Source organism: Shimia sp. R9_1, from assembly GCF_017743775.1.
Classification (GTDB): domain Bacteria; phylum Pseudomonadota; class Alphaproteobacteria; order Rhodobacterales; family Rhodobacteraceae; genus Shimia.
On the sequence record NZ_JAGHRN010000005.1, the window covers coordinates 157,135 to 175,950 of the forward strand.

The following is an 18,816-nucleotide window of genomic DNA, read 5'->3' on the forward strand; positions in this document are numbered from 1 at the left end:
CCAGAAAGACCAAGGAGAGCAGACATGAAAACCCAGAGCCGCTTTATCAAATCCGTTGTTGCCGCATCCAAAGAAGACGCCCCTCAGATGCCTTGGGCCCGTGGCCAGCGCCGCGCCGCCTTCATTGCAAAGCGCAAAGGCGTGCAGCTCAAAAAAGTGGCGTAACGCGCGAGTCGCCCACTCCCGGCGCTGCCCGCTTGCCCAAACGCACGACCCTCCAGAAAAAGCGCAAAGCATCTTGCCAGAATTGCGGGCTGCTTTGCGCTTCTGCATATGCCAGACCCGCATATGCGCAAATTAACCACCGCTTCATACACACTCATCAACGCATTTTCGCAAAGCTCATCGGCTCCGTTGCTTAAATCCTTAAACCGTCTATAACGCTCGCCAAATTCTCATGTCAGAGGCGCATATGACGGACACACCTCAAGTCGGCATCATTATGGGCAGCCAATCCGATTGGCCCACCATGAAAGAAGCAGCCACCATTCTGGAAGAGCTGGGCATCACCTACGAGAAGAAGATCGTCTCCGCCCACCGCACCCCGGATCGCCTCTGGTCTTACGGCAAAGAAGCCGCCGGTCGCGGGCTGCAGGTGATCATCGCAGGCGCAGGCGGCGCGGCCCATCTGCCCGGCATGATGGCCTCCAAAACCCGCGTGCCTGTGGTGGGCGTTCCGGTCCAGACCCGCGCGCTTTCGGGTGTCGACAGCCTCTATTCTATCGTGCAGATGCCCAAAGGCTTCCCCGTGGCCACCATGGCGATTGGTGCGGCCGGTGCCGCCAACGCAGGCCTCATGGCCGTAGGCATCCTGGCGCTGCAGGATGCTGACCTTGCCACCCGCCTTGATGCGTGGCGCGACGCCCTCTCGGCCTCTATCCCGGATGAACCCCAAGATGACTGATCCCCTTCCCCTCGGCGCGACCATCGGCATCCTTGGCGGTGGCCAGCTTGGCCGCATGCTCTCTGTCGCCGCCTCCCGTCTGGGCTACAAAACCTGCATCTATGAGCCCGGCGGCGATTGTCCGGCCAGCCACGTGGCGAATTATCACTTCCAGAAAAGCTACGACGACGCCGTGGCCCTGCGCGCCTTTGCCGAAGCTGTGGATGTGATCACCTATGAGTTCGAAAACATCCCCACCTCCGCGCTCGACATCCTTGAGGCCCATGTGCCGATCCGCCCGGGCCGCGAAGCCCTGCGCGTCAGCCAGGACCGCCTGACAGAAAAGACATTCCTGCGCGAGCTGGGCCTGAAAACCGCCCCCTTCGCCGATGTCACCGATGCAGACACCATGGCCGCCGCCGTGGCCGAGATCGGCGCACCCGCGATCCTGAAAACCCGCCGCTTTGGCTATGACGGCAAAGGTCAGGCCCGCCTGAAAACCGCTGCTGATGCCGAGGCCGCGCTGGCCGATATGGCCGGAGCCCCGGCGCTGCTGGAAGGCTTTGTCGATTTCTCCCACGAAGTCTCCGTGATTGCCGCCCGCGGCATCGACGGGCAGGTCGCCTGTTTTGATCCGGGCGAAAACGTGCATGCCGAAGGCATCCTGCGCACCACCACCGTGCCCGCCCGCCTCACCGCCGCCCAGCGCATGGATGCGGTGCTGCTCGCCGCCAACATCCTGAACGCGCTGGAGTATGTCGGCGTCATGGGGGTGGAGCTCTTCGTCACCTCTGAGGGGCTCATCGTCAATGAAATCGCCCCGCGCGTGCACAATTCCGGCCACTGGACCCAAAACGGCTGCGCGGTGGATCAGTTTGAGCAACACATCCGCGCCGTGGTCGGTCTGCCTCTGGGCGACGGCCAGCGTCACAGCGATGTGGTGATGGAAAACCTGATCGGCGACGACATGGACCAGCTCCCCGCCCTGCTCAAAGAGCGCGACACCGCCGTGCATCTCTACGGCAAGTCCGAGGTCAAAGCAGGCCGCAAAATGGGTCACGTCAACCGCGTCAAAGCCGACACGGCCAAATAACACGTCAAGGCGCACTCAAAGGGCCCTGTCACGGGGCCCCGCCTTCTCATTCGCCAAATATCCTGGGGTAGCCACATCATAGATGTGGCAGGGGCGAAGCCCCATCTTTTCCCCTCAGGCCGCCATAAACCGCGCCGCCACATCTCCGGCCATATGGCTCACGCGCCCGCCGACCAGCGTTGCGCCGATGCGCCCGTCCGGTGCCATCACAATCAGATCCGCCCGTTTGCCCGGCTCCAGCGTGCCGCGATCACCCAGCCCCAGCACCGCTGCCGGCCGCGCCGAAATCAGCGCCCAGCCGCTGGCCAGATCACAGACGCCCTCCTCAACCATGCGCAACACCGCCTGTTTGGGGGCCGGATAGTGGTAATCCGAGGCCAGCGCATCCACCAAGCCGTCCGCCACCAAATCTGATGCGGTCACATTTCCGGAATGGCTGCCGCCGCGCACCACATTGGGCGCCCCCATCACCACCGGATCCCCCGCTGCCTGCGCAGCCTCTGCCGCTTCCCGCGTCTCCGGAAACTCACTGATCATCAGCCCCCGCGCCCGCCAAAAGGTCCGCGTCTCTGCACTGTCATCATCATGGCTGCCCAGCCGCACGCCCTTGGCTGCCAAACGCGCCGCCAATCCGGCCACTGCCTCCGGCACCGCGTCCCGCGCGCCGTGCAGTTCTTTCAGCAAAGCCAGATGCGCTTCCGGGCTGCGCCCGCCCTTCAAGGCCTGCCCGGTCAGCCGGGGCGGCTTTTTGCCCTTCTCCAAGGCGGCATGGGGCAGGTGGTCATTAAACACCACATAAGGCACGCCGTGCGCATCCACCGCCGCCTCAAAATCCGCGTAATCAGACAGCAAATGGCTCTCAAAACGCAGCTGCACCCGCATGTCGGTCAACAGCCCCTCGGCTGCGTCGAGTGCAGTCAGAAAGCGCTGCGCAAACTCGGGGCTGCGCATACCGCCTTCCCAGCTCCAAAACTGCGCCAGCACAGCGGTGGTGATGCCATTGGCCGCCAGTTCCGCATCCACCGACATCAACCCGTCGCCAAGGTTTTTCATTGCGCCGCGGCGTGGGGCCAGATGGCGCTCAAACCCGTCGCCATGCAGATCGACAATGCCCGGCAAGATCCGAAACCCGCTCAGATCAATCGCACGCCTCTGCCCCGGCGCGGTCAAAACCCCGTCACGCACACCAAGCGTGACCTGCGCCAAGCCGTCCGGCAAAAGCACCTCCGCGCCCACCAGATCCAGCCCCAGATCCAGCGTCGGTTCACTCATCACGACGTGCCTCTTCATCACAGGCAGAGGCCACACAGTCATCTTCCACAATCCGCTGCAAAGCCCGCACGGTGGCCTCCGCCCCCTCAAAGCCCAGCTCCGGATCAAAAGCGCCTTCTGCAAGGAAGGCCTCCACCTGCGCGATCACCACCGGATTGTTCATCATAAACGTATGGGTCACCGGCAGGACGATATGATCCTTCATGCCCGCCACTTTGGTGCTGGCCACCGAAACCTTGCCGTCATCCGGCCCCTCGATAAGGCTTGAGAAATACGGGTTCAGAGAGCGGTCCCCCGCAATCACACCCAGCTCAAAATCCACCGGCGGCAGATCGCTTGGCAACCCATCCGTGCCCAGCTCCTGCCCCGCCGGACCATTCAGCCACTCAAACGGTGCCAGATCGCGCAGCTCATCCACCACTTCGCTGCCCTTGTTGGGCGGCCCCAGCATCACCACGCGGCCGAGGTTTTCAGGCCGGTTGTTCACAAACCACTGGCGCAGCAGAATGCCGCCCATGGAATGGGTCACAAAATGCACCTTCCGGTCGCCGCATTTCGCCACCGCCTCAGGCAGGGTGCCATAGGCCAGATGCGCGATGTCTTCCTTGGTGGAGGGATAGCCCTGCCGCACCACCTCATAGCCATGCCGCTCCAGCGCCAGCTGCATCACCACAAAGGAATTCTTGGTGCGGGCCAACCCATGCAGCATCACCACACATTCCTCTGCCCGCGGGTCTTCGGTCTCAGTTGTCACAGTGCCCAGCACAGGCGCGGCCATCATCGGCAAGAGCGCGGCCAGAACGGCGCATTTTCGGATCACATGTCTCATAGCCTTGAGATAGGCGCTCCGCCCGCTCTACAAAAGCAAAAACCTTACGGAACTTTACGCATGCCGCCGCCTTCGCCTTCTCCCCGCCTCGCCGCCCGAGCCATCATCCTGCAAGAGGGCGCGCTGCTGCTGGTGAATGCCTATCCGGAAGGTCAAAGCGATCTCTGGTGTGTGCCCGGCGGCGGGGTGGAGCGGCACAGCTCGCTGAAGGAAAATCTCGCCCGTGAGGTCTGGGAGGAATGCGGCCTCACCGTCGCCGTACATGATCCCTGCCTGATCAATGAATTTCACGACCCGCACGGCAGCTTTCATCAGGTCGACATCTATTTCCGCTGCACCATCATCGAAGGCAGCCTGTCGCGCGAGTGGAAAGATCCAGAGAACATCGTCACCGAGCGGCGGTTTTTCTCACCTGAAGAGCTTAGTGGGGTGCGGTTTAAGCCTGACAGCCTGCCAGATGTCGCCTGGGGCACGGGGCTGACTTATGATCCGCTGGAACCCATCGTGAAACCCTAGTCACGCTTCAGTGCTATGCTGCGGCTTAAGCCTTGCGCATCGACACCAGCACGCCGCCAATCACCAGCACAGCCGCACCGACAAACCGCAGGGTCAGCGGCTCTGCCAGAAACGCCATGCCGCCCGCCATGGCGATCACCGGCACGGTCAGCTGCGCCACCGCCGCGCGGCTTGCGCCCAGCCCCGGCAGGATCGCATACCACAGCGCATATCCCAGCCCCGAGGTGATCACGCCAGAAACCACCGCCAGCGCCACGCCCTGCCCGCTCAGCGCCGCAGCACCGCCGATCACAATTTCGCCAGTCAGCGCCCAGCTCAGCAAAACCGCCACCGGCGCGGCCAGAATGAAGTTCATCGCCGTGGCCTGCGTCGCATCTGATTCTTTGCGGCCCTGCAGCGAATAGATGCCCCAGCCAAGGCCCGCCGCCGCCATCGCCGCCGCATGGGCCACCGACACGGCGCCACCTGAACCCGGCGCAAGCAGCCAGACCAGCCCCGCCAGCGCTAATCCGGCACCAAGCCATCGGGTCATCGGCATCTCTTCACGCGCCACTACCGCGCCGCCAAACATGGTGATTTGCACCACGCCAAACAGGATCAGCGCGCCAAGCCCCGCATCCAAGCCGCGATAGGCCAATGAGAAGCCGAAAATATACGCCAGAAGACCGGCCACCGCGACGCCCCGTCCAACGCCGCCAATGGCAAATCCACGCTTCTGCCAGGCAATCAGCGCCGCCAGGGCCAGCGCGCCGGAGACAAGCCGGATCACGCCAAAGCTCATGGCATCCATGCCAAGCCCGCCCACAGCGGCGCGGTTCAGAACAGAGTTCGCGGCAAAGGCGATCATCGTGATGGCGGTCAGAAGCAAAGGTCTCATACCGCCCTGAGTGACACGCGTGGCCGGGACGAGCAAGCCATCCCGACCACGCGCAGCCCCGGGTGTCGCCGCCGGACCAAAGCAGCAACAGAGGGGCCGGGCTTAATGCAAGGCAACGAGACATTTCGCGATACCGCATCGAGCGGAACGCGGCACCGCCACGCTGGGGGGAGCTGTCAGCCCCGCTACCTTTGCTCAGCCATCACGTCGCGCGCAAAGTCCTGATTGCGCGCCTTATCTCCAATCCACATCGCCATATAGCGATCCCGAATATTGTCATGCTGCAGGGTGCAGGTCTGGGTGCCATTCACCCAAAACCGCAACGCATCCGCACCTCTGGGGGCCGCCACAATCCGGTCGCCCGGCTGGATGTCGCGGTAACAGCTGGTCAGCTTGGACAGGATGTCCGCATGATCCGCCTGTTCGCCTTCAATCCGTGTCAGCTCTTCCAACGACGCCCGCAGCAAAATCTTGCGCCGGATCTTGCGCTGATATTCGATCTTCAGCGCATATTTGCCGTCCCGGTCAAACCCCTGCCCCTGCGGAGCGAACATCTGTGCGTCATAGACTTTCAGGCCCAGATAGCGGAATTGCCCCGATCCCAGCGCCTGAGGCTGCCCCAGCAGGCTCTCCACCTCCGGCGCGGCGGTGGCAGAGGTCTCCGCCTTGGCGGTTGCCCCCCAACCGAGCGCAAGCGCGAGCGTGAGGCACAGCATCAGAGAGCGTTCCCGTATCGGCATTCTAAAATGCATGGTTGTCGCCCTCCCTTGCGCGCTTTAGGTCCATCCCCGCCCAGTATTCAGACCAGTATTCAGAGTTTTTCTGACCGGTTTGAGAAAGATACGCAGACAAAAGGCGCCCGGATCACTCCGAACGCCTCTGTTTTGGGGAGAAAATTCCGGCTACTTGCGCCCCTTTCGCCCTTTATGGGCTTTGGTGACGGTTTTGATCATCTTGCCGAAGTTTTTGTCATAGGCCCGCCGCTCCGCCAGCGAGGCGGTGTTGTGGCGCTCCTCTGCCTCCAGCTTGCGCCACCGCTCCAGCCGATCCGCATCCAGCGTCCCTGCCGCAATCGCCGCACGCACGGCGCATCCCGGCTCGCTTTCATGGGCGCAATCGCGGAATTTGCACTGTGTGGCCAGCTCGACCACATCGGCAAACAGATCCGCCAGGCCATCACCCGCCTCCGCAAGCTGCAACTCGCGCATCCCCGGCGTGTCCAGAATGGCCAGCCCGGCCTCGGTGAAATGCAGCTGCCGCGCCGTGGTGGTGTGCCGCCCGCGGCTGTCATCTTCGCGGATCGCCCCGGTCTCGGCCTGCTCACTGCCAAAGAGCGCATTGACCAGTGTGGATTTCCCCACACCGGAGGTGCCAAGGAACGCCACCGTCTGCCCCGGCGCGCACCAGTCGGCGAGCTTTGCCGCAGGTTCGTCGCTTTTGGCGTTGAGCAACACCACCGGCACCCGATCCGAAATCCGCTGCGCCTCTTCCACAAAGGGCGCTGTGTCTTCACACAAATCCGCCTTGGTCAGCACAATCACCGGCGTCACATCCGCCTCAAAGGCCAGCGCCAGAAACCGCTCCAGCCGCGCCACGTTGAAATCATTGTTGCAGCTGGTCACCACAAAGGCTGTGTCCACATTGGCGGCAATCATCTGAATGCTGCGATCGTGCCCGGCGGCGCGGCGTTTAAACAGACTCTTGCGTTCAAGCACTTCGCTGTGACTCGGCAGCTCCGAATTATAGAGCAGCCAGTCGCCAACCGTGGCCTCAGGCCCCGGCGGGATCAGCGCCTCAATACCATCGCCGCGCACGCGCAACCCGTTGCGATGCACCTCCACCACCCGCACCGGCGGGGAGGCTTCCAAAACCTCAAGATCAGTCTGCTGCGCAAAGAAAGGCTGCCAGCCCAGAATATCCAGCGGCGCGCGCTTGGGGCTGTCAGAAGGGGTGCCACTGCTGGGCAAAAATTGGGAATAGTCCCGTGTCATTGGTCATGAACTCTCATGGATCAGCCACACGCTGCGCATCTGGCCGAAAGGTAACAGAAAATAGTGGGGGCACAAACGCTCAGCCCCGCGCCAAAGCGCTTGGGTCGCTGATCTGTTGGTGCATCGGGTGGGCACTCTGCCACCCGCCATGTTCAGGCATCCTGATACCGGGCCATAAAACCTCCATCTGAGTTGCCCTAGCTCTACGCCACGGGGCCGCACAGGTCAATTCAGCCTGTGCGCTCAGCCCGCGTGACGCGCCACAAAATCCTGCATCATCGCCACCAGCATGGGCGCCTGCTTCGGCGTGATCACATGCCCCATGCCCTCAATCGCGTGGTAATCACACCCGGGGATCAGCCCGGCAATCTCGGCTCCGGCCTCCGGCGGGATCAGCGTGTCGTTTTCGCCGTGAATGACCTGACAGGGCACCGTCACTTGGGTCAGATCATGGCGCCGGTCGGTGGAGGCAATCACCGCCAGCACCTGCCGGTTCACACCTTCCGGATCAAAGCCCCGGTCATAGGCCAGCCCCGCCTGCGCCTGCAACTCCGCTTCTGTCATCGGATAAGCCGGGCTGCCCCAGAACTCATATTCCCGCAGCGCGTTGGCAATGAAATCCTCCCGCGCCACCGGATGCGCCAACAGAGTCGCCAGCCATTCCGCATTGCCCCCGCGCTCCGCAAAGGGGCGCGCTGTCGCCATCACGATGGTGCCGCTGAGCAAACGCGCCGCATGATCCATGCACAAAAGCTGCACAATCGCGCCGCCCATCGACATGCCAAACACATGCGCTGTCTCGATGCCCAGCGCATCCATCACGCCAATCGTGTCCGCCGCCATGTCATTCAAACGATAAGCCGCTGGCACCGCGCCCTCCGCCAAAGCCTGCGCCGTGATCTCTTCGGCCTGACTGGGCACGCCCTCCTTGGGGCAGCGCTGCGACAACCCCACATCGCGGTTGTCAAACACCACCACGCGAAACCTCGCGTCGGCCAGACCTTGAACAAACTCCGCAGGCCAATGGATCAGCTGCGACCCCAACCCGCGGATAAGCACCAAAGGCACGCCATCGCGCGGCCCGTGGTCTTCCACCTCAATCTGAATGCCATTTGCCGTGATCTGCATCTCTTACCCCTTGTGCTCTTGCCGCAGCACGTTTTTCTGCACCTTGCCCATGGTGTTGCGCGGCAGGGCCTCCATGATCTGATACACCCGCGGATGTTTGAACCGCGCCAGTCGCTTGTCCACCTCCGCCTTGATCGCCTCCACGTCCAGCGTGGCACCGGGCAGCGCCACCAAGGCCGCAATCACGCTCTCGCCAAAATCCGCATGGGGCACGCCATAAACCGCGCTTTCAGACACCCCTTCCAGATCGTTGAGCACATCCTCAACCTCTTTGGGGTAAATGTTGTACCCCCCCGAAATGATCAGATCTTTAGCCCGCCCCACAATGGTGACCCGCCCATCCGGTTCCATCACCGCCAGATCACCGGTGATAAAAAACCCATCCGCGCGCAGTTCTTCGGCGGTTTTTTCCGGCATCTGCCAATAGCCCTGAAACACATTGTCACCGCGCACCTCGATCATGCCGATCTCCCCGTGGGGCAAAGTCTCCCCGCTCTCAGGATCAGTGATCTTCACCTCTGTGCCCGGCAGCGCGTAGCCCACGGTGCCCGCCACCCGCGCGCCCGTATAAGGGTTGGAGGTGATCATATTGGTCTCCGTCATGCCATAGCGCTCCAGAATGCGGTGCCCGCTGCGCGCCTCAAAGGCCTGATGGGTCTCCGCCAGCAAGGGCGCTGAGCCGGAAATAAACAGCCGCATATTGGCGCAAAGGTCTTTGTCAAACCGCCCATCGCCCAGAAGCCGTGTGTAAAACGTCGGCACGCCCATCATCAGCGTGGATTGCGGCAAGGCGCTCAGGATCATCTCCAGATCAAACTGCGCCATCAACCGCACCCGCGCACCGGCCAGTAGCGAAGTGTTCATCGCCACGAACAGCCCATGGGTGTGAAAAATTGGCAAAGCGTGAACCAGCCTGTCCCCGGATGTGATCTGCCACAAGTCGGTCAGCGACTGCGCATTGGACAGCAGGTTTTTGTGCGACATCATCGCGCCTTTGGAGCGTCCGGTGGTGCCTGATGTGTAAAGCAAGCCGGCAAGGTCTTCTGGCCCGCGCGCCACCGTCTCAAACTCTGCAGGCTGCGCATCCGCCGCCGCGCTCAGGCTTCCGCCCTCTGCGGTCAGGGTCAGCACCTGCGCACCCACATCCGCTGCGATCCCCCCGATCTGCGTCGCATCTTTGGCGTCACAGACAATCAGCTTGGGTGTGGCGTCTTCGCAGAAATAGCGCACCTCCTCTTGCGTATAGGCGGTATTCAGCGGCAGATAGACCGCCCCCGCCTGCAGCGCGCCCCCATAAAGCGCCAGCGCATCGCGCGTCTTTGGCCCCTGCACCACCACCCGCTCACCGGGCGCCACACCGGCCTCTGCCAACACCCGCGCCATCTGCGCCGCCCGGGTCACAAAGTCCTGATAGGTCACCAGAACCCCGTCATCGCACTCCAGAAAAACAGCCGAATTCTGCGCATGAGGCGCAATCAATGCGTCATAAAGTGTGTTGGTCACGCCGGATCATCCTTCGTCGGTTTGGCTTGCGGGCCGACCTTTGGGCATCCCGACAGGATTTTCAAGAACCATAAAACAAAGCCTGCGCCCCCAATTTCCGCCCAAAACAAGAAACTTCTGTAACAGCCGTTGACTCCCCCGCATTCGCCCCCTACCTCTTTCGCCGTTAGCACTCGCCATTAGGGAGTGATAACGGCTCCGCTGAGGAGTCAGGGAGACACTTTAATTAGGGAAACCTAGTCATGGCTTTTACACCTCTGCATGACCGCGTGCTCGTTCGCCGCGTTGAAAGCGACGAGAAAACCGCAGGCGGTCTGATCATTCCAGACAGCGCCAAAGAAAAACCAGCTGAAGGCGAAGTTGTATCCGTGGGCGCAGGCGCACGTGACGACAAAGGCGCACGCGTCGAGCTCGACGTGAAAGCGGGCGACAAAGTCCTGTTTGGCAAATGGTCCGGCACCGAAGTCACCGTTGACGGTGAAGAGCTGCTGATCATGAAAGAATCCGACATCATGGGCATCATTGCCTGATCGTCTGACCGCAATTTACGAATTTAGGAGCCTATAAAATGGCAAAAGACGTCAAATTCGACACCGATGCCCGCAACGCAATGCTGCGCGGCGTGAACGTTCTCGCAGACGCAGTCAAAGTGACCCTCGGCCCAAAAGGCCGTAACGTTGTTCTGGAGAAATCCTTCGGCGCACCACGCATTACCAAAGACGGTGTGTCCGTGGCCAAAGAGATCGAGCTGGAAGACAAGTTCGAGAACATGGGCGCACAGATGGTGAAGGAAGTTGCTTCCCGCACCAACGACGAAGCCGGCGACGGCACCACCACCGCGACCGTTCTGGCACAAGCCATCGTGCGTGAAGGCCTCAAGCAGGTTGCTGCTGGTCTGAACCCAATGGACCTGAAGCGCGGCATCGATCTGGCAACTGCGAAAGTGGTTGAAGGCATCAAATCCGCATCCCGCGAAGTTGCTGACTCCGCAGAAGTTGCTCAGGTTGGCACCATCTCCGCAAACGGCGAAGCCGAAATCGGCCAGCAGATCGCAGACGCGATGCAGAAAGTTGGCAACGAGGGCGTGATCACCGTTGAGGAAAACAAAGGTCTGGAAACCGAGACCGATGTTGTTGAGGGCATGCAGTTCGACCGCGGCTACCTCTCCCCTTACTTCGTGACCAACGCAGACAAAATGATCGCTGATCTGGACGACTGCATGGTGCTGCTGCACGAGAAGAAACTGTCTTCCCTGCAGCCAATGGTTCCACTGCTCGAGCAGGTGATCCAGTCCCAGAAGCCTCTTCTGATCATCGCAGAAGACGTGGAAGGCGAAGCGCTGGCAACTCTGGTTGTGAACAAACTGCGCGGCGGCCTGAAAATTGCTGCTGTTAAAGCACCTGGCTTCGGCGACCGCCGCAAAGCCATGCTGCAGGACATCGCAATCCTGACCGGCGGTCAGGTTATCTCCGAAGATCTGGGCATGAAGCTCGAGAACGTCACCATGGACATGCTCGGCACCGCCAAGAAAATCGAGATCACCAAAGACGAAACCACCATCGTTGACGGTGCAGGCGAGAAAGCAGAGATCGAAGCACGCGTGGCTCAGATCCGCACTCAGATCGAAGAAACCTCTTCCGACTACGACCGTGAGAAGCTGCAAGAGCGCGTTGCCAAACTGGCAGGCGGTGTTGCTGTGATCCGCGTTGGCGGCATGACCGAAGTGGAAGTGAAAGAGCGCAAAGACCGTGTGGACGATGCTCTGAACGCAACCCGCGCAGCTGTGCAGGAAGGCGTGATCGTCGGCGGTGGTGTTGCTCTGGTTCAGGCCGGTAAAGCACTGGAAGGTCTGGAAGGCGCAAACGCTGACCAGAACGCAGGCATCAACATCGTGCGCAAAGCCATCGAAGCACCTCTGCGTCAGATCGCAGAGAACTCCGGTGTCGACGGTGCCGTTGTGGCGGGCAAAATCCGCGAGAGCGACGACACCTCCTTCGGCTTCAACGCGCAGACCGAAGAATATGGCGACATGTTCTCCTTCGGTGTGATCGACCCAGCCAAAGTGACCCGCACCGCTCTGGAAGACGCGGCCTCCGTTGCAGGCCTGCTGATCACCACCGAAGCGATGGTTGCAGACAAGCCAGCCAAAGAAGGCGCAGGCGCACCTGCAATGCCTGACATGGGCGGCATGGGCGGCATGATGTAATCACAACTCCCGTCAGGGATTGTGATGGCGACAGTGCCTTGGCCCCGCAAGGGCCAAGGTCACGAAAGCCTCCGCCAGACACGTTTCAAAGGGTCGCCTTCGGGCGGCCCTTTTTCGTTATGTGCTGCAAGGGCCAGCGCCCGACCGCGGGTGGACGCACAAACGTGCAAAGCCGCCACTTTATCTCTGCCAAAGACCTCTTTGCCCGCAATCTCCTAAAACCGCACACAAAGCGCCCGCCCATAGGGGTGGTCGGGCGCTGACCCGGCGGGCTGCGCCCTTGTTCCGGGCCCAAAGGCAACAGCAAAGACACCTTATGCCTTAAGGCTTAGGAACGTATTTGTAAGCTGGATCCCGAATTACTTTATCGGCGTGAGATACATGTCCAGAGCGACTAGCAACTTCGCTGAGAGACTGAGCACTTATTAGTTTCAAAGACTCAGCAATGCTCTTCAGTGAATGGACAGCCGAAACAATTGCCCAAATCACAAAAATCAACGGCGCTAGGCCACTTACAAAGGCAATCAGTACTGCTGCTTCAGAGTTCATTCAAATATCCTTTAGGTCGATAAATACAAAACACGTTTTCGGAGAGCAATCCGGTGACAACCGAGACCGAAGCTCTATCTTTAGAACGCATTTCAACCTAAAAACGCTACTCCTCGAAAGTCCACGCCCATTCGTGGCGATTGCCGACCTTTCCTGCCTAGCGCTCCCCCCTCGCAATCCACCGCCCCCTCCCCTATCTCTCTGAGAACACAGCCAAACCGGATCAGACGACATGCATGTTCTCACGGTGATCGACCACCCCAACCCCACCTCTTTCAGCCACGCGGTTGCCGCCGAATTTATGCGCGGCGCACAGGCGGCGGGTCACACCACTGAGTTGGCCGATCTCAACGCTGAGGGGTTCTCCCCGCTCTGGTCCATGGCCGATATCGAGAGTACAGACACGCCCCCGTCTGACGTGCGGCGCGAGCAGGAGCGCATTGAGCGGTGTGACGCGATCTGCCTTGTCTTCCCACTGTTCTGCTGGGGCATGCCGTCGATGATGAAGGGCTGGATGGATCGCGTCTTTAGTTGGGGCTGGTCCTATGATCAGCTCGATGATCCCGCACAAAGCCTCCTAAAACCCCGCACCGGCGTGTTGCTCATCCCCGCCGGCGCGCGCTCTGACGAGATGGAAGAGGAAGGCTATACGGCCGCGCTTAACACCCTCTGGAGCAAAGGCACCTTTGGCTACTTCGGCCTCTCCCCGCGCAAGATCGAACTTCTGAACGGCGCCACCGGCTCCGCCCCCCGCCGCGCCGCTCTCTTGGAGCGCAGCTACCAGACCGGCCTCACCTTGGAGCCGCCGTGTTAAGTCTGACCAAGAGCAACCTCACTCAGGCACCACATTTCGCAGGCGGCGAAGCCGACCAGCCCCCGACCCTCCCCCAAGGGAGGGGGCTTCACCCCCACCCAGGGTCGGGGGCCGGTCTATGTGACCCGACGCAGCTGCGGCAGATTTGTTGGGCGACGAACTAGAAAACTGCCCTCAGCTCTGATCCCGCCCCCGCGCCCAGACCGAGGCCTCCGCCTCAACCCGCTGCACAAAGGCGTCTTTGCCGTCAATATACGCCTCCCAATCGCCGCGACCCTCGGCAATCAGCTCGCGCTTCAACGCGCCATAGTCCGCCGCCACCTTGGGATGCGCGCGCAGGTAGTCGCGAAATGCCAGATGGCGTGCCACATGCGCAGAGCCTCTTTCAAACACATGCAGGTGATGGCTGCGCTGCCCCGCAGCGTCCATCTTGCGAAAATACCGCCGCCCCGGGATGCCGAGCTCTCCCATCACCTCATAGCCCAGCGCTTCAAACTGCGCCTTGGCCGCATCCACCGCCGCCAGATCCGCTACCTCACCAAGCAGATCTAGGATCGGCTTAGCCACCAGTCCGGGCACAGAGGTACTGCCAATGTGATGCAACTCGATCGCCTCTGCGCCCAGTGCCGCGTGGATCGCGGCCGCCTCTTTCGCAAAGCCCGCCGCCCATGCGGGATCATGTTCCACAACCAAAACCATGCCGCTGCATTAACCTTTCAAGTCCAAAAAATTCCACCTCCGCGAAACAGCCGCAATACCGACGCGATACCGACGTGCCAACAGGGCCAGTTTTGCGGATTAATGCACCGTCCCGGCGCAACGCTTAACCCGCATCTGCAAGCGCCGCGACGCCAGATTCGCTCAACATGTAGACGCCTTTTTCGACCTTCTCAAACCAGCCATAGTGGTTGTCCCGCATCAGGGTTGTTGCGTTCTCCACACCTGTGCCACCGGCCACATCCCGCCCCCGGCTTGCGCCGTTTTCATTGAGATATACCGCGCATTTTTCCGCGTCCTGACGGTAAACCGTCACGGTTGCGCCGCGCGTCCCGCCCACATTCGGATCTCCCTCAAGGCGCGAAAACGCCTTTAATAGCTGGGCTTTACGTGCCTTGGATTTTCTCGGTTGAAACGGCACCGGATCACAATGCGCCTCCACCGCGCCGTCCTTGAGCCGCACCGAAAGCACCCCGATGCCCAGCCGTTTGCACAGGCCAATATTGCCGGAAAACGCCTTCCATCCGGCCCGCCCCTTCCAGCGCGGCACCGCCACATAAACCGCATCCGTCACCGCCTGCCGCGCCACCGCCTGTTGCAGCAACGCGAGGGAGAAACCAGTCTTTAACTCTATGATGACAGGCTCTTCCCCTGCCCGCATCGCCACCACATCCGCCGCACCCACTTCGGCTTTCACCTCAAATCCCCGCGCCTCCAGCCAGGCTTTGATCGGGGCATAAAGCTCTGTTTCGGCGATCTTGCTCATACCTCTTGGTAGCGGCAATTTGGGCAAATGCCCACAACGCTTTGCCTGCCGGTGCACGCGCCCTTGAGTGCAGGAGGCAAACTGCTAATTTGGCGCCAATTCCTATGAGGTTTCTGATGCGCATCTTCACGACGTTCTTGTTTCTGCTCGGGTTTTCCGGGGCAGCCATGGCCAATTGCGAAGGCCCAAACCTGTTTGAACAGCGCCCCAAGACGGAACGCACGGCGATGCTTGAGGCCGCCGCACAAGCGCCCTTCTCCGAAGGTCTGCTCTGGCAGGTGGAGAAAAACGGGATTGTCTCCCACATCATTGGAACCTTCCATCTGCACCTGCCCGAGCACGCCGCCACCGTGGAGCGCCTGCGCAGCCTTACGCCACAGCCCCAGCAGCTCTTCATGGAGATGACATCGGAGGCCCAGCTCAGCTTTCAGCGTCACCTGACCCAAAATCCGGAGCTCTTTCTGATCCAATCCGGCCCCTCCCTCATCGACCGTCTCGGAGATGAGAACTGGGCCAAAGTCTCTGATCAACTGAAGGCCCGTGGCATGCCGCCCTTCCTGGCTGCGCGCTATCAGCCTTGGTTTCTGGGCATGACGCTGATGGTGCCGCCTTGCGCCTTTGATGTTGTTAAATCTGGCAAAAAAGGGCTGGATCTGCAAATCGAAGCCCTTGCCCAAGCGCGTGATCTGCCCCGGCATTCTCTGGACAACACCGAGAGCCTGATTGGGCTGCTTGCCGGTGACCCGATCGAGCAGCAGGTCGATGATCTGCGCTGGAGCCTTGATCTGGGCACCGACCTTTCAGGCGCAGATATGATCCCCACGGTGATCGACATGTATCTCTCTGAAACCATTCAGCTTATCTGGGAGCTCAACCGTGCGGACATGCTACAGGCGGCACAGGGCGATGCCGACGCAGAGCGCATCGCCACCCTGCTGCAGCAGGTCGAAGAAGACCTGATCAAAACCCGCAACACCGACTGGGTTAAGACCCTCTCCCCCGCGCTGGCCAAGACCCCTTCGCTTGTCGCCTTTGGCGCGCTGCATCTGCCTGGAGACCACGGCGTTCTGGCCCAGCTTGAGGCCGCAGGTTTCACCGTGACGCGCCTGCCGCTCTAGGCCAAATCGCCGCCCCGGCGCCTGCCCCCGTGACAAAGCCCGCGCGCCCTTCTATAAGGCGCGCAAATCCGCAATATTCCCCTGTTTTCTAAGGACCTCTCGACATGACCATTCAGGTTTTTGGCCACAAGTCTCCTGATACCGATTCCACCGGCTCCCCGATCATCTGGGCGTGGTATCTCTCTGAAATCAAAGGCTCCCCAGCCGAAGCAAAGCTGCTGGGCGAGCCCAACACCGAAGCCGCATGGCTGCTGGAGCGCTGGGATCTGACCAAGCCTGAAATCATCGCCGACGTGGCAGATGACGCTGCCGTGGTGATCGTGGACACCAACAACCCTGCCGAGCTGCCTGCCAACATCAATGGCGCAGACGTTCAGGCGATCATCGACCACCACAAGCTGGTGGGCGGCCTGGAAACCAAAGGCCCGATTGACATCACCATCCGCCCCGTGGCCTGCACCGCGACCATCATGCACGACCTGATGGGCGACATCGAGATGCCAGACTGGATCAAAGGCACCATGCTGACCTGCATCCTGTCTGACACGCTGGAATTCCGCAGCCCGACCACCACCGACCATGACAAAGCCGTGGCCGAGAAACTGGCCGCAGATCTGGGCATCGACATCCCGTCTTATGCTGCTGAAATGTTTGCCGCAAAATCCGATGTGTCTTCTTTCTCCGACGCAGAGCTTCTGCGCATGGACTCCAAGGAATACGAAGTCGACGGCACCAAATTCCGCGTCTCCGTTCTGGAAACCACCTCTCCTGCCATCGTGCTGGACCGCAAAGCGTCCCTGATGGAAAGCATGACCACCGTGGCCGCTGAAGACGGCGTGGATCAGGTTCTGCTTTTCGTGGTGGACATTCTGAACGAAGAAAGCACGCTGCTGGTGCCAAACGATTTGGTGAAATCAGTCGCGGCGAAGTCCTTTGACGCAACCGCTGAAACCGACAGCGTTGTGCTGCCGGGTGTTGTGAGCCGCAAAAAGCAGATCATTCCAAACCTCAAAGTCTGATCGCGCATATAGCATAAAACGAAATGCCGGCGTGTCCCCACACCGGCATTTTTCTTTTCCCTCGTAGGGTGCGCAGTCCCTGCGCACCCCACCAATCACTTAGGCGCAGCCCCCTCCGGCAACGCCCCTTCCGCCAGCCACTCCCACAGCTCCGCCCAAAGCGCCTCCCGCCCTTTGCGAAACGCGCCTTCATGGCCCAGCTTCTTGACACCCAGCGCCGCTGGTGTGCGCAAAGCCAAATGCTTCTCTGTAAGGGAATAATATGACAGCGTGTCTTCCGAGGCGGCCTCAGTTGCAATCGGATCGTCACTCAGGGACCAGGAGCATATCGGGGCGGTCACCTGATCGTAGTGATGCGGGTATTTGCCTGATGCGAGATCCGGCAACAGATAGCTCCTCCGGCTGCTCCACCGCCGCCAGGTGCGGAACACTTTCGGTGGCAGAGCTTCTCCGCCCCAGATGCCACCGGCCGGAATAGATCCATATCTCGCAAGGCAATAGCTGCCATAGCCCCACCACCAGAACAGCTCCAGCGGCCAATTCACAGGCTTGTGCAGCCGCCAGTACCCGCTGCCCACCGCCACAAAAGCATGCCGCACCGCAAGCGTATTATTCTGAGCAAACCCGACAAATTGCCCGCCAACGCTATGCCCCAATGTGGTCAGCGGCAGCCCCTCTGCTTCCTGCGCCAACCAGCTTAGCGCCGCCGTCATATCCAATCGTCCCCAATCGGGATAATCGATCTCAGAAGCCGCGAGATCTCCACCGCCACTGTCGCCGATTCCCCGAAAATCATAGGTCAGCACCACCGCACCCCGCGCCGCCAGATAGGCCGCCGCATGACGGTAAAACCTGCGCGGATATCCGGTCCCTGCCGAGATCAGGATCGCCACCTGCGGCGCAGCCCCTCGATAGAGCGTGCCAGTAAGTGCCGTGCCATCCTCGGTGGTGAGCGTTACATCTTCGACAGCAACATCACTCATATCCAACATCACACCCGCTCCTCTGAAAGGTCCACCTGATCAATGATCTCTTCCGCATTCTCAGCCATATGGGTCAGAAAGCGTCCGATCACCTCCTGCTCGGCCTCGTCAAAAGGTGCGAGCAGCAGCCCGTTGATGTGCTGAACCAAAGGCAACGTACGCTGCAGTAAATCCTGCGCAGACGGTTCAAGGTACACTCTCACCACGCGCCCATCAGCATCCTCACGCGCGCGACGGACAAAGCCGCGCTCGACCATACGGTCGATCAACCCGCTGAGGCTCGATTTGCGCATCGAAAGCGTTTTGGCCAAGTCGGTCACCGTTTGACCGTCCTCTTTGGACAAAAGCGCCAAGACACCGTGTTGCGGCATCGACAGCCCAGCCATGGCTTGCGTCTTTCGCTCAGACGCCCGCGCCAGCGCCGCATAGGCTTTGTTGATCAGAAAAAACAGACGAGGTTGTCTGGCCATTTTGGTTCGCATCCGAATTTGTTTCGCTTAATTCGTATACGAACCACCTGCTTTGACAAGCCATCTTGACGTTGACGTCACG

21 protein-coding genes are annotated in these 18,816 nt (G+C 60.7%); 9 read left to right on the forward strand and 12 right to left on the reverse strand.

Annotated elements, in window-relative coordinates; all coding sequences use genetic code 11:
- Window positions 1-24: 24 nt before the first annotated feature.
- The 3 genes from J7399_RS16165 to J7399_RS16175 all read left to right on the forward strand — a co-directional run bounded on the left by J7399_RS16165 (window position 25) and on the right by J7399_RS16175 (window position 1,976).
- Window positions 25-165 (forward strand): hypothetical protein, encoded by a 141-nt coding sequence (locus J7399_RS16165; protein WP_209087555.1) that lies wholly within the window; start codon window positions 25-27, stop codon window positions 163-165.
- Window positions 166-412: 247 nt separating this feature from the next.
- Window positions 413-904 carry a 5-(carboxyamino)imidazole ribonucleotide mutase gene (gene purE / locus J7399_RS16170; protein WP_209087557.1) on the forward strand — a complete coding sequence of 164 codons (492 nt, stop codon included), beginning with the start codon at window positions 413-415 and terminating at the stop codon, window positions 902-904.
- The gene (locus tag J7399_RS16175) at window positions 897-1,976 is read left to right on the forward strand and encodes a 5-(carboxyamino)imidazole ribonucleotide synthase (RefSeq protein WP_209087559.1); all 1,080 of its coding nucleotides are present in this window, start codon (window positions 897-899) and stop codon (window positions 1,974-1,976) included. The genes purE and J7399_RS16175 overlap by 8 nt, the downstream gene beginning before the upstream one ends.
- Before the next feature lie 114 nt (window positions 1,977-2,090).
- On the opposite strand, the gene J7399_RS16180 is transcribed toward J7399_RS16175, so the two are convergent.
- Both J7399_RS16180 and J7399_RS16185 read right to left on the reverse strand, forming a co-directional pair.
- Window positions 2,091-3,248, reverse strand: coding sequence for an alpha-D-ribose 1-methylphosphonate 5-triphosphate diphosphatase (locus J7399_RS16180; RefSeq protein WP_209087561.1), 1,158 nt, complete (start codon window positions 3,246-3,248; stop codon window positions 2,091-2,093).
- A complete protein-coding gene (locus J7399_RS16185; protein ID WP_247742944.1) occupies window positions 3,241-4,026 on the reverse strand; it encodes an alpha/beta fold hydrolase in 786 nt (261 codons plus the stop codon). Before J7399_RS16185 ends, J7399_RS16180 begins: the two co-directional genes overlap by 8 nt.
- 111 nt (window positions 4,027-4,137) lie before the next feature.
- Here J7399_RS16185 and J7399_RS16190 point away from each other — a divergent pair, with 111 nt between their 5' ends.
- A complete protein-coding gene (locus J7399_RS16190; RefSeq protein ID WP_209087563.1) occupies window positions 4,138-4,593 on the forward strand; it encodes an NUDIX hydrolase in 456 nt (151 codons plus the stop codon).
- 25 nt (window positions 4,594-4,618) lie between these two features.
- On the opposite strand, the gene J7399_RS16195 is transcribed toward J7399_RS16190, so the two are convergent.
- From J7399_RS16195 to J7399_RS16215, 5 genes are all read right to left on the reverse strand, one after another.
- Window positions 4,619-5,470 (reverse strand): DMT family transporter, encoded by an 852-nt coding sequence (locus J7399_RS16195; RefSeq protein WP_209087565.1) that lies wholly within the window; start codon window positions 5,468-5,470, stop codon window positions 4,619-4,621.
- Between the two features lie 185 nt (window positions 5,471-5,655).
- On the reverse strand, window positions 5,656-6,222 hold the full coding sequence (locus J7399_RS16200; protein WP_209087567.1) for a hypothetical protein: 567 nt from the start codon (window positions 6,220-6,222) through the stop codon (window positions 5,656-5,658).
- A 150-nt stretch (window positions 6,223-6,372) separates the two neighbouring features.
- Window positions 6,373-7,461, reverse strand: a complete 1,089-nt coding sequence (rsgA, locus tag J7399_RS16205) for a ribosome small subunit-dependent GTPase A (protein WP_209087569.1) — start codon at window positions 7,459-7,461, stop codon at window positions 6,373-6,375.
- Between the two features lie 243 nt (window positions 7,462-7,704).
- Complete coding sequence (locus J7399_RS16210; RefSeq protein WP_209087571.1) at window positions 7,705-8,589, reverse strand: alpha/beta fold hydrolase; 885 nt, start codon at window positions 8,587-8,589, stop codon at window positions 7,705-7,707.
- 3 nt (window positions 8,590-8,592) lie between these two features.
- Window positions 8,593-10,092 carry a malonyl-CoA synthase gene (locus J7399_RS16215; RefSeq protein WP_209087573.1) on the reverse strand — a complete coding sequence of 500 codons (1,500 nt, stop codon included), beginning with the start codon at window positions 10,090-10,092 and terminating at the stop codon, window positions 8,593-8,595.
- 242 nt (window positions 10,093-10,334) lie between these two features.
- Here J7399_RS16215 and J7399_RS16220 point away from each other — a divergent pair, with 242 nt between their 5' ends.
- Window positions 10,335-10,622, forward strand: coding sequence for a co-chaperone GroES (locus tag J7399_RS16220; protein ID WP_209064394.1), 288 nt, complete (start codon window positions 10,335-10,337; stop codon window positions 10,620-10,622).
- 38 nt (window positions 10,623-10,660) lie between these two features.
- Window positions 10,661-12,298, forward strand: a complete 1,638-nt coding sequence (gene groL / locus J7399_RS16225; RefSeq protein ID WP_209064392.1) for a chaperonin GroEL — start codon at window positions 10,661-10,663, stop codon at window positions 12,296-12,298.
- Window positions 12,299-12,619: 321 nt separating this feature from the next.
- Here the strand turns inward: groL and J7399_RS16230 are convergent, their stop codons facing one another.
- Window positions 12,620-12,847: a hypothetical protein gene (locus J7399_RS16230; RefSeq protein WP_209087576.1), complete on the reverse strand. Its 228-nt coding sequence runs from the start codon at window positions 12,845-12,847 to the stop codon at window positions 12,620-12,622.
- A 232-nt stretch (window positions 12,848-13,079) separates the two neighbouring features.
- On the opposite strand from J7399_RS16230, the gene J7399_RS16235 reads away from it, so the two are divergent.
- Complete coding sequence (locus J7399_RS16235) at window positions 13,080-13,661, forward strand: NAD(P)H-dependent oxidoreductase (RefSeq protein ID WP_209087578.1); 582 nt, start codon at window positions 13,080-13,082, stop codon at window positions 13,659-13,661.
- A 174-nt stretch (window positions 13,662-13,835) separates the two neighbouring features.
- Here the strand turns inward: J7399_RS16235 and J7399_RS16240 are convergent, their stop codons facing one another.
- Complete coding sequence (locus J7399_RS16240) at window positions 13,836-14,360, reverse strand: GrpB family protein (protein WP_209087580.1); 525 nt, start codon at window positions 14,358-14,360, stop codon at window positions 13,836-13,838.
- A gap of 124 nt (window positions 14,361-14,484) precedes the next feature.
- Window positions 14,485-15,144: a DUF2161 family putative PD-(D/E)XK-type phosphodiesterase gene (locus tag J7399_RS16245; RefSeq protein ID WP_209087582.1), complete on the reverse strand. Its 660-nt coding sequence runs from the start codon at window positions 15,142-15,144 to the stop codon at window positions 14,485-14,487.
- Window positions 15,145-15,260: 116 nt separating this feature from the next.
- Here J7399_RS16245 and J7399_RS16250 point away from each other — a divergent pair, with 116 nt between their 5' ends.
- On the forward strand, window positions 15,261-16,262 hold the full coding sequence (locus tag J7399_RS16250) for a TraB/GumN family protein (RefSeq protein ID WP_209087584.1): 1,002 nt from the start codon (window positions 15,261-15,263) through the stop codon (window positions 16,260-16,262).
- A 104-nt stretch (window positions 16,263-16,366) separates the two neighbouring features.
- Window positions 16,367-17,281, forward strand: a complete 915-nt coding sequence (locus tag J7399_RS16255) for a manganese-dependent inorganic pyrophosphatase (RefSeq protein WP_209087586.1) — start codon at window positions 16,367-16,369, stop codon at window positions 17,279-17,281.
- 95 nt (window positions 17,282-17,376) lie between these two features.
- Here J7399_RS16255 and J7399_RS16260 read toward each other — a convergent pair whose 3' ends face one another.
- On the reverse strand, window positions 17,377-18,273 hold the full coding sequence (locus J7399_RS16260) for an alpha/beta fold hydrolase (protein ID WP_247742934.1): 897 nt from the start codon (window positions 18,271-18,273) through the stop codon (window positions 17,377-17,379).
- Complete coding sequence (locus tag J7399_RS16265) at window positions 18,273-18,734, reverse strand: MarR family transcriptional regulator (protein WP_209087588.1); 462 nt, start codon at window positions 18,732-18,734, stop codon at window positions 18,273-18,275. Before J7399_RS16265 ends, J7399_RS16260 begins: the two co-directional genes overlap by 1 nt.
- Window positions 18,735-18,816 lie beyond the last annotated feature (82 nt).